Annotated in this window: 15 protein-coding genes; 7 read left to right on the top strand and 8 right to left on the bottom strand. The window is 59.3% G+C overall.

Annotation, left to right across the window (positions count from 1 at the left end; genetic code table 11):
• Window positions 1-107: 107 nt before the first annotated feature.
• The 4 genes from pta to AC2FFA_RS20365 all read left to right on the top strand — a co-directional run bounded on the left by pta (window position 108) and on the right by AC2FFA_RS20365 (window position 5756).
• Entirely contained in the window at window positions 108-1115 is a 1008-nt protein-coding gene (gene pta, locus AC2FFA_RS20380; protein WP_496853057.1) for a phosphate acetyltransferase, read from the top strand.
• A 90-nt stretch (window positions 1116-1205) separates the two neighbouring features.
• On the top strand, window positions 1206-4025 hold the full coding sequence (locus AC2FFA_RS20375) for a molybdopterin oxidoreductase family protein (RefSeq protein WP_496853056.1): 2820 nt from the start codon (window positions 1206-1208) through the stop codon (window positions 4023-4025).
• Between the two features lie 109 nt (window positions 4026-4134).
• Window positions 4135-4884 carry a 4Fe-4S dicluster domain-containing protein gene (locus AC2FFA_RS20370; RefSeq protein ID WP_117872120.1) on the top strand — a complete coding sequence of 250 codons (750 nt, stop codon included), beginning with the start codon at window positions 4135-4137 and terminating at the stop codon, window positions 4882-4884.
• A complete protein-coding gene (locus AC2FFA_RS20365) occupies window positions 4884-5756 on the top strand; it encodes a dimethyl sulfoxide reductase anchor subunit family protein (protein ID WP_299900850.1) in 873 nt (290 codons plus the stop codon). The genes AC2FFA_RS20370 and AC2FFA_RS20365 overlap by 1 nt, the downstream gene beginning before the upstream one ends.
• Window positions 5757-5888: 132 nt before the next feature.
• Here AC2FFA_RS20365 and dapA read toward each other — a convergent pair whose 3' ends face one another.
• Window positions 5889-6761 (bottom strand): 4-hydroxy-tetrahydrodipicolinate synthase, encoded by an 873-nt coding sequence (gene dapA, locus AC2FFA_RS20360; protein WP_299900852.1) that lies wholly within the window; start codon window positions 6759-6761, stop codon window positions 5889-5891.
• Window positions 6762-6895: 134 nt separating this feature from the next.
• Here dapA and AC2FFA_RS20355 point away from each other — a divergent pair, with 134 nt between their 5' ends.
• Window positions 6896-8869, top strand: coding sequence for a lytic transglycosylase domain-containing protein (locus tag AC2FFA_RS20355; protein ID WP_496675571.1), 1974 nt, complete (start codon window positions 6896-6898; stop codon window positions 8867-8869).
• Here AC2FFA_RS20355 and AC2FFA_RS20350 read toward each other — a convergent pair.
• Entirely contained in the window at window positions 8843-9712 is an 870-nt protein-coding gene (locus AC2FFA_RS20350; RefSeq protein WP_496675569.1) for a DMT family transporter, read from the bottom strand. The genes AC2FFA_RS20355 and AC2FFA_RS20350 overlap by 27 nt on opposite strands.
• Window positions 9709-10374 carry a tRNA (5-methylaminomethyl-2-thiouridine)(34)-methyltransferase MnmC2 gene (gene mnmC2, locus AC2FFA_RS20345; protein WP_496675566.1) on the bottom strand — a complete coding sequence of 222 codons (666 nt, stop codon included), beginning with the start codon at window positions 10372-10374 and terminating at the stop codon, window positions 9709-9711. Before mnmC2 ends, AC2FFA_RS20350 begins: the two co-directional genes overlap by 4 nt.
• 55 nt (window positions 10375-10429) lie before the next feature.
• On the opposite strand from mnmC2, the gene AC2FFA_RS20340 reads away from it, so the two are divergent.
• Window positions 10430-11467 carry an NAD(P)/FAD-dependent oxidoreductase gene (locus tag AC2FFA_RS20340; RefSeq protein WP_496853054.1) on the top strand — a complete coding sequence of 346 codons (1038 nt, stop codon included), beginning with the start codon at window positions 10430-10432 and terminating at the stop codon, window positions 11465-11467.
• Here the strand turns inward: AC2FFA_RS20340 and AC2FFA_RS20335 are convergent.
• The 4 genes from AC2FFA_RS20335 to AC2FFA_RS20320 all read right to left on the bottom strand — a co-directional run bounded on the left by AC2FFA_RS20335 (window position 11459) and on the right by AC2FFA_RS20320 (window position 14431).
• Window positions 11459-12250, bottom strand: coding sequence for an HTD2 family dehydratase (locus AC2FFA_RS20335; RefSeq protein ID WP_496853052.1), 792 nt, complete (start codon window positions 12248-12250; stop codon window positions 11459-11461). The two genes, AC2FFA_RS20340 and AC2FFA_RS20335, sit on opposite strands and share 9 nt — an antisense overlap.
• Window positions 12251-12265: 15 nt before the next feature.
• Window positions 12266-12808 carry an NADPH-dependent FMN reductase gene (locus tag AC2FFA_RS20330; protein ID WP_117872103.1) on the bottom strand — a complete coding sequence of 181 codons (543 nt, stop codon included), beginning with the start codon at window positions 12806-12808 and terminating at the stop codon, window positions 12266-12268.
• A gap of 132 nt (window positions 12809-12940) precedes the next feature.
• Complete coding sequence (locus AC2FFA_RS20325; RefSeq protein WP_117872101.1) at window positions 12941-13612, bottom strand: YiaD family glycine zipper/OmpA-like lipoprotein; 672 nt, start codon at window positions 13610-13612, stop codon at window positions 12941-12943.
• 126 nt (window positions 13613-13738) lie between these two features.
• On the bottom strand, window positions 13739-14431 hold the full coding sequence (locus AC2FFA_RS20320) for a helix-turn-helix transcriptional regulator (protein WP_496675557.1): 693 nt from the start codon (window positions 14429-14431) through the stop codon (window positions 13739-13741).
• 106 nt (window positions 14432-14537) lie between these two features.
• On the opposite strand from AC2FFA_RS20320, the gene AC2FFA_RS20315 reads away from it, so the two are divergent.
• A complete protein-coding gene (locus tag AC2FFA_RS20315; RefSeq protein WP_170345624.1) occupies window positions 14538-14729 on the top strand; it encodes a hypothetical protein in 192 nt (63 codons plus the stop codon).
• A gap of 2 nt (window positions 14730-14731) precedes the next feature.
• Here the strand turns inward: AC2FFA_RS20315 and AC2FFA_RS20310 are convergent, their stop codons facing one another.
• Entirely contained in the window at window positions 14732-15379 is a 648-nt protein-coding gene (locus tag AC2FFA_RS20310) for an RluA family pseudouridine synthase (protein ID WP_496853049.1), read from the bottom strand.
• Window positions 15380-15430 lie beyond the last annotated feature (51 nt).

The raw sequence follows: 15430 nt of genomic DNA, 5'->3' as shown, positions 1-15430 counted from the left end.
CGAACCCTTCCGCCGCGACGCAATGAAAAAACCCGTCGCAGTCGCCGGAATCTCAGCCGACGAAATGAAAGATCAGGAAGCTTGATCAAAGGACGAGGCCAGAGCGTATGACAATGACACCCATTGAGCTGTTGCGTCAGAACGCCCCGGCCTCCCGCCCTGTGATTTCTTTATGCGAAGGCAGTGATCCCCGCGTTGTTGCGGGGGCGCTGGCCGCCCAGCAGACCGGGCTGGCTGATGTCATTCTGGTCGGCCCACAAGCCGAAGTCGAAGCCGCCCTCAAAAACCAGAATGCCGCTCCCTCTGAGAACGTCATGGTTCACGACCCGGCGACCTCGGACCTGACCGAGGAATTTGCCCAAACCTATTTTGAACTGCGCCAACACAAGGGCCTCGATCCAACCAAGGCCCGTGCCGCCGTTGAAACACCGCCTGTCTATGCCGCCATGCTGGTACGCAGCGGGCGGGCCACTGGAACCGTAGGTGGCGCCGTTCACACGACCGGAAACATTGTACGCGCGGCCATTCAGGTGATCGGCATGGCCCCGGATGCAGGAATGGTATCGTCCTTTTTCCTGATGTACCCGCCGGAAAACGCACAGCCCGGAGCGCGGGCAATGCTCTATTCGGACTGCGGTCTGGTCATCGATCCCAGCGCTGACGAGTTGAGCAAAATTGCCGTCGCCTCGGCCAAGTCGGCGCGGGCACTGCTGAGGGTTGACCCCAAAATCGCCATGCTCAGCTTCTCGACCAAGGGCAGCGCAAGCCATCCCGATGTAGACAAGGTGATCGAAGCCACCGAAACACTGCGCCAGATTTCCCCGGATCTCGAGGTCGATGGCGAGCTTCAGTTCGACGCGGCCTTCGTGCCCTCGGTCGGGGATCGCAAATCGCCCGGATCTTCGGTCGCCGGTCAGGCCAACGTGATGGTCTTTCCCAATCTCGACGCCGGCAATATCGGCTACAAGATCACTCAAAGGCTGGGTGGCTACGCCGCGATCGGCCCGGTTTTGCAGGGGCTGGCCCAGCCTGCCAACGACCTGTCCCGCGGATGCAGCGCCGAAGATGTGACCCAGATGATCGCCGTGACCGCACTGCAAGCTATCAGGGAATAAAGCCCAGAACTCGCGTCGTTTCCAGAACGATGTTCTCAAACCGGAAGGAAAGTGACACAGTCCTCCCGACACAACCGACAGGACCCGCCAATGACCCATCAGCAGCCGATCCTTGAAACGTCTCCGAAAGTTTCGGACGAGGTCCGCAAAACCACCTGTTATATGTGCGCCTGCCGCTGCGGCATCAACGTTCACATGAAAGACGGCAAGGTTGCCTATATTGAAGGAAACCGAGACCACCCGGTCAACAAGGGTGTGCTGTGTGCCAAGGGCTCTGCCGGGATTATGCAGGTCAACGCCCCCTCTCGCCTACGCAAACCGCTCAAGCGTGTCGGCCCACGCGGCTCGGGTGAATTTCGCGAAATCGAGTGGGACGAGGCGCTCAGCACTGCTGTTGGCTGGCTGAACGAACTGCATGAAACCGCACCGCAAAAGCTGGCCTTCTTCACTGGCCGCGACCAGAGTCAGAGCTTCACCAGTTTCTGGGCCCAGAATTTCGGCACTCCGAACTATGCAGCCCATGGCGGCTTCTGCTCGGTCAACATGGCCGCCGGCGGTATTTACACGATGGGCGGCGCGTTTTGGGAGTTTGGTCAGCCCGATTGGGATCACACCAAACTGTTCATGCTCTTTGGCGTGGCCGAGGATCACGACAGCAACCCGATAAAAATGGGGATTGGCAAGATCAAGGCACGCGGCGCACGGATGATCGGTGTGAATCCTATCCGCTCGGGCTATAACGCTGTTGCCGATGACTGGGTCGGCATCACACCCGGAACAGATGGGCTGTTCATTTTGTCGCTGATCCACGTGCTGATGAAAGCCGGCAAGATCGATCTGGATTACCTGAGCCGCTATACCAATGCGCCGGTTCTGTTGAACGCTAGCGAGGGTGCGGAAAAGGGTCTGTTCCTGCGCGACGAGGACGGCAAGCCGCTGGTAATTGATCGCAAAACGGGCAAGCCAACCGCATTCGACAAGCCCGGCGTGCGCCCGGACCTGTCGGCGACCTATGACAAGGACGGTGTGACGCACCGTCCCGTTTTCCACCTGATGGCCGAGAAATACCTCAGCGACGAACACGCGCCCGAGGCGGTGGCCAATCACTGTGGCATCCCCGCCCAACGTATCCGGGCTATTGCCGCCGAAATCGCCCGGGTCGCCTTTGACGAAGCGATCGAACTGGATCAGGAATGGGTTGATTTTCGGGGTGAAAAGCACACCAAGATGACTGGTCGTCCCGTCAGCTTCCATGCCATGCGGGGCATTTCGGCCCATGCCAACGGATTCCAGACCTGCCGCGCTCTGCACGTGCTTCAGATCCTGCTGGGAACAGTCGAGGTGCCAGGCGGTTTCCGCTTCAAGCCACCCTACCCCAAACCGGTTGAAGCGCACCCGACCCCCCATGGCGACAGGCGACCAGGACGCCCGCTGAACGGCCCGCATCTGGGCTTTCCACGGGGTCCCGAAGACCTGCTGCTGGACGACTGCGGTACACCTCAGCGCATCGACAAGGCATTTACCTGGGAAAACCCGATGTCCGTGCACGGGTTGATGCATATGGTGATCTCGAACGCGGCTGCCGGTGATCCCTACAAGATCGACACGCTGTTCATGTATATGGCGAACATGTCGTGGAACTCCTCCATGAACACCAAAGGTGTGATGGAGATGCTGACGGCCAAAACCGAAGACGGCAATTACGTCATCCCACGCATCATTTACTCCGATGCCTATTCTTCGGAAATGGTGGCTTATGCCGACTTGATCCTGCCCGACACCACCTATCTCGAGCGGCACGACTGTATCTCTCTGCTGGACCGCCCGATCTGCGAGGCCGACGCCGCAGCAGATTCCATTCGCTGGCCGGTGGTCGAACCCGACCGCGACGTGCGTGGCTTCCAGTCGGTTCTGATCGAACTGGCCAACCGCATGAGCCTGCCGGGTTTCACGAATGAAGACGGCAGCCCAAAGTGGAAAGACTACGCAGATTACATCGTCAACCACGAACGACGCCCCGGCATCGGCCCGCTGGCCGGCTTCCGGGGGCCGGACGGCGACAAGGAAGGCCGCGGCGAAGTCAATCCGAACCAGCTGAACCAGTATATCGAAAACGGCGGGTTTTATGTGGCGCATATCCCGAAAGGCGCGGATTACTACAAGCCGTGGAACACCGCGTATCAGGACTGGGCCGTGGGGATGGGCATCTATGACAGCCCTCAGCCCTATCTGTTCCAGCTCTATTCCGAACCGATGCGCCGTTTCCAGCTGGCTGCCGAAGGTCACGGAGACCGCCAGCCGCCCGAGCACCTGCGCCAGCGCATCAAGGACACCATGGATCCGCTGCCGATCTGGTACGAAACCGACCAGCAGGGCAATGAAGGCTTCACCGTCAACGCCCTGACCCAACGCCCAATGGCCATGTATCACAGTTGGGGTACACAGAACGCTTGGCTGCGCCAATTGCACGGGCACAACCCGCTTTATGTCCCGACCAAACTGATGCGAGAACACAACCTGCAAGACGGAGACTGGGCAAAAGTCAGTTCCCCCCATGGTGAGATCACCGTGCCTGTGATGGAGATGGCCGCGCTGAACGACAACACGGTCTGGACGTGGAACGCAATCGGCAAACGCAAAGGTGCCTGGGCCTTGCAGAACGACGCGCCGGAGGCGACCAAAGGTTTCCTGCTCAACCACCTGATTCACGAATTGCTGCCGTCCAAAGAAGATGGAATGCGCTGGGCCAACTCGGACCCGATCACAGGTCAGGCGGCATGGTTCGACCTGAAGGTTAAAATCGAAAAAACCGACGCGCCCGCCGATGCGCAAAGCCAGCCGAATTTCGACCCGATCCAATCTCCGGTCGGAACCGGCCCTGAGAACCTGGTCTGGAAGGTGGGCAAATGACCCGGATCCGCACTTCATCTGGCCAAAAATATCCCGGGGGTGAATTGAGCCGCAGGCTCAAGAGGGGGCCGACCCCCTCACCTGCCCCCCACAGCAGAGGTTCACTGACATGACCCAGCTACCAAACTCCACCGACCGCAAGATGGGTCTGGTCATCGACCTGGACACCTGTGTTGGCTGCCACGCCTGCGTTGTTTCCTGTAAAGGCTGGAACACTGAAAACTACGGGGCCCCGCTTTCGGATCAGGACGCCTACGGTGCAAACCCTTCGGGCACCTTCCTCAACCGCGTGCATTCCTACGAAGTGCAACCTGCCGATGGGCACGCCCAGCTGATCCACTTCCCAAAATCCTGCCTGCATTGCGAAGACGCGCCCTGCGTTACCGTTTGCCCCACCGGAGCCAGCTACAAGCGGGTCGAGGATGGCATCGTGTTGGTCAATGAAATCGATTGTATCGGATGCGGCCTGTGCGCCTGGTCCTGCCCCTACGGTGCGCGGGAACTGGATATGGCCGAAGGCGTGATGAAGAAATGCACACTTTGTGTTGACCGCATCTACAACGAGAACCTCCCAGAAGTCGACCGTATCCCCTCCTGTGTTCGCACCTGCCCTGCGGGCGCAAGGCACTTTGGCGATCTGGGCGACCCTGACAGCGATGTCAGCCAGCTGGTTGCAGAACGAGGCGGCATGGATTTGATGCCGGAAATGGGCACCAAACCCGTCAACAAATACCTGCCCCCGCGCCCCAAGGACACAGTGGAAGACCAGATCGACATACTGGCCCCCCTGCTGGCACCCATCGCCGACGAGCCCAAAGGGTTCCTCGGCTGGCTCGACAAGACGTTGGAGAAACTCTGATGCATCCCGCACCCTCCGTCATCCTGTTCACCACCCTGTCAGGTCTGGGATTTGGACTGCTGTTCTTCCTTGCCCTGGGGTTTCCGGCTGTCTCGGGTTGGATAGCTTTTGTGTTCTTCGCCATTGCCTATGGTCTGGCCGTCGGCGGGCTTTTGGCCTCGACGTTCCACCTCGGCCATCCGGAACGGGCCTTGAAGGCCTTCACTCAATGGAAAACCAGCTGGCTCAGCCGTGAAGGTTGGTGTGCCGTACTCGCGCTGGTCATCATGGGACTCTATGCGATTGGCGTGGTGTTTCTTGACCAACGCTGGAGTTTTCTGGGTTGGATCGGCGCAGTGCTGTCGCTGGCCACAGTGTTTACGACCTCGATGATCTACACGCAGCTCAAGACCATCCCACGCTGGAATATGAACCTGACACCCGCCATGTTCCTCAGCTTCAGCCTGGCCGGCGGTGCATTGCTGGCTGGTCAGACAAGCGCAGCTCTACCTCTGCTGCTGATCGCGGCGCTGGTGCAGATCCTGTACTGGCGCAAGGGAGATCAGGCGTTTGCATCATCGGGAACGGATCTGGGAACAGCCACCGGGCTTGGCGCACGCGGCTCCGTCCGCGCCTTTGAGCCGCCGCATACCGGAACCAATTATCTACTGCGGGAGTTTGTTCACGTGGTGGGTCGCAAACACGCAGAGAAACTGCGGGTAATCTCGTTTGTTCTGGCCTTTGTACTGCCGGTTTTGCTTCTGCTATTGCCGTTCAATCACGTCTTCGCCCTGTTGGCTGTGGCATCCCACCTGGCAGGCGTGGCAACGTCGCGCTGGTTGTTTTTTGCGCAGGCCGAACATGTCGTCGGGCTCTACTACGGGAAACGGTAGAGGGGCTCTGCCCCCATCGCGGCAAGCCGCGACTCCCCCGGGATTTTTTTAGCCAGATGAAGTCTGGATACATCGAAAAGAGGGCGGCGCTCAAGGTTCGAGGCCGCCCTTCGTCGTATTCTGAAATACCAGTCAGATCAGGCCAGCATGGGCCATTGCGGCCTCAATTGCATCCTTGGTGCTGTCTTCCAGCTCAGTCAGAGGGGAGCGGACTTCGGTGCTGCAAAGGCCCAGTTTGCTGAGCGCATATTTGGCAGCGACAAGGCCCGGCTCGATGAAGATCGCCTCATGCAGCGGCATCAGTTTGTCCTGATACTCCAACGCTTTTGCATAATCTCCAGCCAGCGTGGCCTGCTGGAATTCGGCGCAGAGCTTAGGTGCCACGTTTGCAGTCACCGAGATGCAGCCAACACCACCATGGGCATTGAACCCAAGGGCCGTGGCGTCTTCGCCGGACAGTTGGCAGAAATCTGCGCCACAGGCAGCGCGCTGCTGGCTGACACGGGCCAGGTCGCCCGTTGCATCCTTGACCCCGACGATACGGGGAAGCTTGGCCAGTTCACCCATTGTGGCAGGCGTCATATCAATGACTGAACGGCCTGGAATGTTGTAGATGATGATCGGGATATCCGCGGCCGCATGCAGAGCCTCGAAATGCGCGATCAGACCGCGCTGAGTCGGTTTGTTGTAATACGGCGTAACGACCAGCGCGGCATCCGCCCCGACTTTTTCAGCGAATTGAACGAAGCGGACAGCTTCGACCGTGTTGTTCGACCCGGCACCGGCAATGACCGGAACGCGGCCCGCGGCCGTTTTGACAACCTCTTCGATTACCGTTTCATGCTCTTCGTGGCTGAGCGTCGGGCTTTCGCCGGTGGTTCCGACAGGCACCAGCCCGGTCGAACCTTCGGATATCTGCCAATCCACAAAATGTTTGAGCGTCTTCAGGTCCAACTCGCCGTTGTTGAACGGGGTGACGAGGGCTGGCATCGAGCCTTTGAACATGACACGCTCCTTCAAGGTGCATTTTGCTGTTTTTGCGCCGCGGTCTCTCACGTTTCCAGCTTTGTGAGTTGATCCCGGCGACACACGGTTTATCCTCACAGGCTCTATCCTCGGTTGGTTGGGAAATGCAAGGGATGACACGCTTTCTGGCACTGTTGACTGCTGTGATTCTGTATTTGGTGACAGCACCGCACTCTGCGCAGGCAGACGCTTCGGCTGATTTACGCGCCGGGCTCAACGAGATGCGCAAAGGCGACTGGAACGCCGCATTGCGCGTATCCGGCCAGCGGGGTTCCGTATCGCGCGATATCATCGTCTGGCACTGGCTGCGCGAAGGCTTCGGCAGCTCTGGCGACGTACTGGTGTTTCTTGAACGTCGCCCGGACTGGCCCGGGCTGGCATGGCTGCGCCGCAAGAGCGAGCCTGTTTTCACCGGAGCCGATCCGGACAGGGTTTTGAAATTCTACGCCGACATGCCGCCTCAGACAGCAGAGGGCGCATTGAACTATGCCGTTGCCCTGAAAGCCAAGGGACGCACCGGAGAAGCGGAGGCTGACATTGTGACCGCCTGGCGCACCATGCCAATGGGCTCGGGCCTGCAAAGGAGCTATCTGGAGAACTTTGCCACATTGCTGAAACCGCATCACGCAGCGCGGTTGGACAGAATGTTGTGGGACGGTCATCTTGTGAGCGCCGGGCAGATGTTGCCTTTGGTCAGTTCGGACGAACGTAAACTGGCAGAAGCGCGCATAGCTTTGCAGAAACGCCAACCCGGCGTGGACACCAAGGTGTCGGCAGTTCCGAAGTCTCTGGCAGATGCGCCGGGGCTGGCATTCGACCGTTTTGTCTGGCGCGACAAGAAAGAGCTGGATGACAGCGCCGTCGATCTGATGCTGGCGCGTTCAACCGGGCCTGACGCCTTGGGTGAGCCCGACAAATGGGCCGAAGGACGACGCCGGCTTGCCCGGCTGGAGATGCGATCAGGCCGTGCGGCGCGCGCATATGATGTGGCCGCCAATCATCACATGACCCCTGAGATGGGATACGGCTATGCCGATCTTGAGTGGCTGGCCGGGTTTCTGGCTCTTCGAAAGCTGAATGATCCAGCCACGGCCGTTCGCCATTTCCAGAATTTTTTGGACGCGGTCAAATCTCCGATTTCAAAAGGGCGTGGTGGCTATTGGCTTGGGCGCGCCTACGCGGAACTGGGTGACGCGGAAAAGGCGTATGACGCCTACGCGATTGGGGCTGATTACCAGACCTCATTCTACGGCCTGCTGGCTGCGGAACGGATCGGGCGGCCCTTTGATTCGGAACTTGCCAATCCGCGTCGCGCACCGCATTGGCGGCAGGCGGAGTTTGCCGATTCCAGCGTTTTAGAGGCCGGGTTGCTACTGCTGAAAGCCGGAGAAGCAACCCTGTCCGAAAGGTTCCTGACCCATCTGGTCGAAGGCCTTGATCCAGTGCAGGCCAGTCAGCTGGGCGATCTGGTGATTGAACTGCAACAACCGCATCTGGCCGTAATGATCGCCAAACGGGCGGCGACCAACGGTACTGTCCTTCCTGCGGCCTATTACCCGGTTCACCCGGTGGCCGATATGCGATTGCCTATGGCAAAGGAAATGACACTGGCCATCGCGCGCCGCGAAAGCGAGTTCGACCCGGTTGTTGTCAGCGGTGCAGGAGCGCGCGGTCTGATGCAGGTAATGCCCGCCACGGCCAAGCTGGTTGCAGGTGAGTTGGGCATTCTCGGCGGCCATCAAACCGGGCGTTTGACCACCGACTGGAAATACAACGCAAAGCTTGGGGCCAACTACCTTTCCGGTCTGGCGGCCGATTTCAACGGCAACGTGGTGATGATGGCCGCGGGGTATAACGCCGGGCCAAGACGACCGATCTCGTGGATGGAACGCTATGGTGATCCGCGCGCTGGCGAGGTTGATATCGTCGACTGGATCGAGACGATCCCGTTCAGCGAAACGCGGAACTACGTTATGCGCGTGACCGAAAGCCTGCCTGTCTACCGTGCCCGCCTGGGGCAGGCCGCCCTTCCGATTCCTTTTTCGCAGGAACTGATCGGTTCATCTCTGGCGGCGTTCGCGCCATAAGGTGAACAGGCCTGCGGCCACGACGATGGTTGCGCCCGCCATGACTTCGGGGCGCAACGTTTCGCCAAAGATCGAAATTCCCAGGATCGCGCTCCAAACCAGGTGGAAATATGCAAAGGGTTGAACCGCACTGGCTTCGGCCATCTCATAACACTTGATCAGCAACCAGTGCCCGAATACCCCACTGACGCAAAGCAGCGCCATCCAGAGCCAATCGCCGCGCGCCATCGGCTCCCAGAACCACATGCCAAACACGGTCATCGCCACGGCACCGGCGACACCGGTCCAGAAAAAGCTGGTCGCCGCGCTGTCCTTACGGGCAACATATCGCGTCAAAAGACCATAGATCGCAAACAGAAACGCAGAGATCAAAGGTATGACAGCCCACGGGTTAAAGACCCCGGCACCCGGTTGCAGAATGATCAGAACTCCGATGCATCCTACGCCGATCGCGACCCACCGCCGCCATCCGACATTTTCACCCAGAACCGGCCCGCTCAGCGCGGCGACAAGCAAAGGATAGCAAATGAAGACGGCCATACTGTCGATCAGGCCAAGGACCGTAAACCCGAACACCGCGATGCATATTTCGGCAGCCAGCAACACGCCCCGCACAATCTGCAAAACCAACTGATTGGTCTTTGTTGCCGCCTTTAACCCACCTGGGGCCCGCGCAGCCAGAGCGATGACGAAAGCCGCAAAGAACCAATAGCGGATCATGACCACCATGTAGGTGTTGTAGGTTCCGGCCAGATGGCGCGAGATACCGTCCTGCAGGGCGAAGACAATCGTCGCGCCCACCATCAAGACGATGCCCGCGCCTACATTGTTCTTCTGGGTCATGCCTTGTGTGCCCGCGTCATGTGCCGCTTGCGGCCATAGCCGGGCGTGCGGGTAACGTTGAAACCGGCACCCTCAAGCCCCCGGCGCACAAAACCAGCGGCCGTATACGTGGCCGCCGTCCCCCCCGTGGCAGTGTGGTTTGCCACTTCCTGCATCAGGTCCGCGCCCCACAATTCAGGGTTCTTGGCCGGTGAAAAGCCGTCGAGAAACCAGGCATCTGCCATACCCTCCCAGTTCGGCAATGTCTCGCGCGCGTCGCCGATCACCACCTCAAACTGAAGCGACTCCAATGTACATGTGCGCCCCGTCCAATGCGCCAGAAACCGGCTGCTCCACGGATGCAATTCAGGAAAGGACTCAAGCGCACGTTGCATGTCTTCCGCGGCCATGGGAAAGGCTTCGAAACTGGTAAAACGCAATGGCCCTTTCTGGCCGGATGCCTCCCATTCTGACCAGGCCGTCAGCAGGTTCAGGCCGGTGCCAAAACCCAACTCGGCAATGTGAAACCCTGGCGTAAACCGCGCAGGCAAATCATTTCCCGCCAGAAACACATGGCGCGTCTCTTCCAGCCCGTTCTGCAACGAATAATAAGGGTCGTCGAAGCAATCCGAGACCGGGATCTGATCTTCGGTCCACGTCAATTTGGCGCGCTGGTCTGCCATCGGGGAATCCTGTACCTAAGCGGCGCGACACTGAACAACGTAAAGGAAATTGGCAATGGTCGATGTGACGGTTCGCGGCGCAGGAATTTTCGGCCTGTCCATCGCCTGGATTTGTGCGCGACGCGGCGCAAACGTGCAGGTTGTCGATCCGTTCGGACCGGGCGCGGGGTCCAGCGGAGGTCTGGTCGGCGCGTTGGCCCCGCATGTGCCGGAAAACTGGAACGCCAAGAAAGCTTTTCAGTTCGACAGCCTGATTATGGCTGAACCGTTCTGGCGACAGGTCGAATACACCGGCGGGGTTTCTCCCGGCTACGGCCGGCTGGGCCGTCTTCAACCAATCCCGGACGCGCGTGGCCTGGAATTGGCCCGCCAACGCGCAGGCACCGCAGATGAGCTTTGGCAAGGCCGCGCGGAATGGCGTGTCGTCACCACGGCCCAAGCGGGTTCATGGTGCCCGCCCAGCCCCACAGGTTTTGTCATCCGGGATACGTTGACGGCACGGATACACCCAAGGCGGGCCTGCGCCGCTCTTGTCGCTGCTCTCGAAGTCATGGGCGTCCAGGTTGTCAGAGATGGCGATGACAACAAGGGACAAATTGTCCACGCTACCGGCATTGCAGGATTACAGGAACTGAACACAGCCTACGGCAAGACCATTGGGAACGGTGTCAAAGGACAAGCCGCCCTGTTGCGCTTCGACGCGGGAGAAGTGCCGCAACTATTCGCCGACACGGTTCACATTGTGCCTCATGCTGACGGAACACTTGCGATAGGATCAACCTCGGAACGGGACTACGATGACCCAACCAGCACGGACGAGTCGCTGGATGATGTGATCGACCGCGCCACGCGTGCGCTGCCTCTGTTGCATGGGGCCGAGGTGATCGAACGCTGGGCCGGAGTGCGCCCACGCAGCAAAAGCCGTGCAGCGATGTTGGGGGCACATCCACTGCATCATGGTCAGTTCATCGCCAATGGCGGGTTCAAAATCGGGTTCGGCATGGCCCCCAAAATCGCCGAGGTCATGGCCGATCTTATGCTGGAAGACCGGGATACGATCCCTGATGAGTTCCGGCCCGAAGCCTCACTGTGACTGTACGACGGCCTGCATGCATTGCCGCCCGTCAGGGCCGCGCACCCACATCTTTTCATTTCTCCGGCACAACTGGGCAGTTTCGAAATGCATCAACGGTGAAGTCGCACGGAACGAAAACGATGCAAGCGGACCGCTCAGGTCGACCGCGAACAGCATCAGAAGTTGCGCCAATAGCGGCCCGTGCACGACCAGCCCGCCGTATCCTTCCACATCGCGCGCATAGTCCAGATCATAGTGAATACGGTGGCCATTGAAGGTCAGAGCCGAGTAGCGGAACAACAACGTTGAATCGAACCCGACTTCGCGGACATCAGTTTCATCGGTGCGCGCTCTGGGCGGTTGAGGCATTTCAGCATCCGGCGCAGGATCTTCGCGATAGACAAGATCCTGCCACTCTGTCAGGCGCAACTGACCGTTCTGCCAGATCTCGTGCCGTAAAGTGACAAAGCCCAACGGGCCGGACCGCCCCACCTTGGTGCCTTGACTTTCAAGAACCGATTTCTTTTCGGCGGTGATCCCTGCGACCAATGGTGCGTGAAAGGTCAACCGCCCCCCGGCCCACATTCTGCGCGGCAACCCCATATCCGGGATCAGGCCCCCAACCTTGGGATGCCCATCCCTGCCCAATGCGGCAGCCGGTTGCGCGATCCAGAAATAAAGCTGATGGAAGAAGGGCGGCAAATCCGAACCACTGCCGATCGTAGGCACAGCGCCCAGCGCCACCTGAAATGCGGCCGCTCGGGCCGGGTCCAAGAGATCGGTCTGTCGCTCTTGCGTCATTTGTCTGACCCGCGCTCAGAAACCGGCCTCGGCCCGAAGTTTCTGCATCAATTCATGCAAAGGCTTTTCGTATCGATCCGAACGCAGCTTCCCCTGATCGTCGAACTCACTCGAACTGTTCGCCAGATGGATTTCGGGCCCCTGCTGGATGCGCGGCTGAAAGGGAACCATACAGGCCCGCAGGATCATCTGCGCCCGTTCCCCGCCTGCACGACCAGCGGCCGCCGACATTACCGCAACCGGTTTGTCGGCCCATGGATTGCCTTGCGTACGGCTGACCCAATCCAGCGCGTTCTTCAGAACGCCTGATGGACCCTTGTTGTACTCAGGTGTCGAAATGATCACCGCATCGGCTTGCGCGATCTGATTGGCCAGCGTCTGAACCGTCTCGGGAATCCCTTCTTCGTCTTCCAGATCACCATCGTAGAGGGGCAGGTTCAAATCCGCTTCAACAAAGCTCACCGGATCGAACAACCGTGCCGCCTCGCGCAGAAGCTTACGGTTGGTCGCGTTCTGACGCAGGGACCCGGACAGGCCAAGAAGGGTCGGTTGGGACATCGGGAAAGCTCCGTTTCTGTGTTTGTCGCAAGTTAGACCGAGTTCACCCTGATCCAAACCCCATTTGACGCACAGTCAATGCGCGAACGGGGCCGCCCAAAGGGCGACCCCGCTGTTCACAGTACGCAGTGGTTACGCGTTTCCGCTGGGCACCACGACAATCTCGACACGCCGGTTTTGCGATTTTCCTTCCGGCGTGAGGTTGGAGGCGACAGGGTTGTTTTCGCCCTGCCCGATCGTGCGAATACGGTTGTAGCTGACACCATTGGCCTGAAGAATATCGGCCACGGCATTTGCGCGACGCTCTGACAGGCCCTGATTGTAGGTTGCGTCTCCGTCGCTGTCGGTGTGACCGATGATCTGCACGTTCGAGTTCGGGTAGTTAACCAGGTTCTGGCCCACTTTCACCAGATCAGACCGCAGCGCCGGGCGCACGGTCGAACTGTCGGTGTCAAAGGTGATATCATTCGGGACCGTCACAATCAGGCGATCGCCTGCGTTGACGATTGTAATTCCGTCATTTGCCAGCTGTTGACGCAGCTCCGCGGCCTGCTTGTCCAGTTGATTGCCAATCACACCGCCCCCGGCAGCACCGATTGCAGCACCGGCCAGCGCACCAAGACCCGGGTTCGAGTTATTGGCAATCGCCCCGATACCAGCGCCAACCAGACCACCCAATACGGCGCCCTGTTTGGCGTTCTGGTTCGGATCGTTTTGTACTGTCAGCGTGGCCGGATCGGTACAGGCCGCCAACACAAGGGCTGAACACAAGCCTGTGGCCACGAAAAACTTGGAAATCGTCATGATATCACCTTCTGCTCCAGCACCCGTTATTCGGGCATGCTTCGTTTTCCTCAGTATATCACTGTGCAGGCTTGGTGGCTCAAGCAACAATGCGGTGAAGTAGGCGAATACCCGCCAAACACGTATTCACACCGATTCAACGAGCGTTTCTGTATTCTGCTGTTCCTGCCAGAGATCGCGCAACGACCTGCTCTGTCCTGAAAAGCTTTCTTCCGTGCATTCGCTGGACCAGATACGGTCGGTGCGGAAATGGCGAAAGCCGTTGCGCAGTTCACACCAGCCTGCCAGCATCGTGCATTCGATGTGGTAGATCAGCGCCAGAGGACGCACGACCCGGGCCGTGCGTTCGCCTTCGCCATCTTCATAGGTGATACGAATTTTCCGTTCTGCCCGAATGGCCTCGCGGTAATGTGCGATCGATACACAACCCTTTTCCGGATCGTCCGCCGGGGCACCCCATGGCGCCACCTGTAGCCAGTCTGCAGGACAATGCAGCGCGTCTATCTTCTGGCATATCCGGTTGGCGGCCCTTTGCAGGTGGCTGTCGCCGGTACGTGCAAGAAGGGACAGGCCAACCCACAAAGCCTCAACTTCTTCTGCATCGAAATTGAGCGGCGGCAAATCGTAGCCGCGTCGCATCACGTACCCAATACCGGCCTCTCCTTCGATGGGCGTCCGTTGCGCCTGTAACTCGGCAATGTCCCGATAGACCGTGCGCACGGACACCTCCAACCTTGCGGCCAGTGCCTCTGCCGTGACCGGAGTGCCCGCAGCCCGCAGGATCTGGATGATTTCAAACAATCGGGTCGAACGGCGCATGGCATCCTCCTGTCAACATGCTGACACCCTAGCACACCCCACTGACAAGAAGGTGTCAGGAGTGATGGGCCAGATTGGAATGGCAACAAAAAAAGGAGCACGAAAAATGCCTTACCTCGACACCCACGTCATGATGACACTCAGGCTGGGGCAATGGTCTCAGGACCACACCCTGCGCGCCTTCGAGATCGAGCGCGAAATCGCCATGGCCCGGCAGTGCAAGCAACCTGTTTCAAAGAAACGATCAAGACGTTTTTCGCTGGGAAATCTGAAGATGCTCTGGACCAGCACGGCCTGAAATCAGAACTCGGGCCGGGCCCGAAACTTCATCGAAACCCCACCTTCCGGGTGCTTCAGGCGCAGCTCTTCTGAATGCAGCATCAATCTGGGGAAGTCCAGCGCATCGCCTGTCGCATAGAATGGATCGCCCAGGATCGGGTGGCCCAGCGCCTGCATGTGAACGCGAAGCTGATGAGACCGGCCCGTTTTGGGAAACAGACGCACACGCGTCGTATCGCCTTCGGTCTTCACAACGCGCCAGTCCGTCACGGCAGGTTTGCCCGTCCCATGACAAACCATCTGTCTGGGCCGGTTGGGCCAGTCCACGATCAGAGGCAGGTCAACGGTACCGGTCTTGGGTTCCAGCTGCCCCCAGACACGGGCGACATAGGTTTTGCGGGTCTGACGCTGCTCGAATTGCATGCTCAGGTTGCGCTGCGCGTGCGGCGTTTGGGCAAAGACCATGACACCGGACGTATCCCGGTCCAACCGGTGCACCAGCAGTGCTTGTGGAAATGCATCCTGCACCCGGGTCAACAGACAATCTGACAGATGCGCGCCCCGCCCCGGAACCGAAAGCAAGCCCGAAGGCTTGTTCACCACGATCAGCTGCGCATCTTCATGCAACACATCCAGCGGGGTTTGAGGGGGATCATAGGTGTCGCTCATGCAGGGTGCCTATCCCAGCTCGTGGCCTCCCGCAACGTCGTCCTTGCATGC

This window comes from Ruegeria sp. YTSB088 (assembly GCF_059609825.1).
This window is presented reverse-complemented; position numbering and strand designations above follow the sequence as displayed.

Bases quoted from the DNA above. Each gene is read 5' to 3' on its own strand.
- AC2FFA_RS20375 (WP_496853056.1), top strand. From the start codon at position 1,206: ATGACCCATCAGCAGCCGATCCTTGAAACGTCTCCGAAAGTTTCGGAC.
- AC2FFA_RS20355 (WP_496675571.1), top strand. From the start codon at position 6,896: ATGACACGCTTTCTGGCACTGTTGACTGCTGTGATTCTGTATTTGGTG.
- AC2FFA_RS20365 (WP_299900850.1), top strand. From the start codon at position 4,884: ATGCATCCCGCACCCTCCGTCATCCTGTTCACCACCCTGTCAGGTCTG.
- pta (WP_496853057.1), top strand. From the start codon at position 108: ATGACAATGACACCCATTGAGCTGTTGCGTCAGAACGCCCCGGCCTCC.
- AC2FFA_RS20315 (WP_170345624.1), top strand. From the start codon at position 14,538: ATGCCTTACCTCGACACCCACGTCATGATGACACTCAGGCTGGGGCAA.
- AC2FFA_RS20335 (WP_496853052.1), bottom strand. From the start codon at position 12,250: ATGACGCAAGAGCGACAGACCGATCTCTTGGACCCGGCCCGAGCGGCC.
- mnmC2 (WP_496675566.1), bottom strand. From the start codon at position 10,374: ATGGCAGACCAGCGCGCCAAATTGACGTGGACCGAAGATCAGATCCCG.
- dapA (WP_299900852.1), bottom strand. From the start codon at position 6,761: ATGTTCAAAGGCTCGATGCCAGCCCTCGTCACCCCGTTCAACAACGGC.
- AC2FFA_RS20340 (WP_496853054.1), top strand. From the start codon at position 10,430: ATGGTCGATGTGACGGTTCGCGGCGCAGGAATTTTCGGCCTGTCCATC.
- AC2FFA_RS20325 (WP_117872101.1), bottom strand. From the start codon at position 13,612: ATGACGATTTCCAAGTTTTTCGTGGCCACAGGCTTGTGTTCAGCCCTT.
- AC2FFA_RS20320 (WP_496675557.1), bottom strand. From the start codon at position 14,431: ATGCGCCGTTCGACCCGATTGTTTGAAATCATCCAGATCCTGCGGGCT.
- AC2FFA_RS20370 (WP_117872120.1), top strand. From the start codon at position 4,135: ATGACCCAGCTACCAAACTCCACCGACCGCAAGATGGGTCTGGTCATC.
- AC2FFA_RS20330 (WP_117872103.1), bottom strand. From the start codon at position 12,808: ATGTCCCAACCGACCCTTCTTGGCCTGTCCGGGTCCCTGCGTCAGAAC.
- AC2FFA_RS20310 (WP_496853049.1), bottom strand. From the start codon at position 15,379: ATGAGCGACACCTATGATCCCCCTCAAACCCCGCTGGATGTGTTGCAT.
- AC2FFA_RS20350 (WP_496675569.1), bottom strand. From the start codon at position 9,712: ATGACCCAGAAGAACAATGTAGGCGCGGGCATCGTCTTGATGGTGGGC.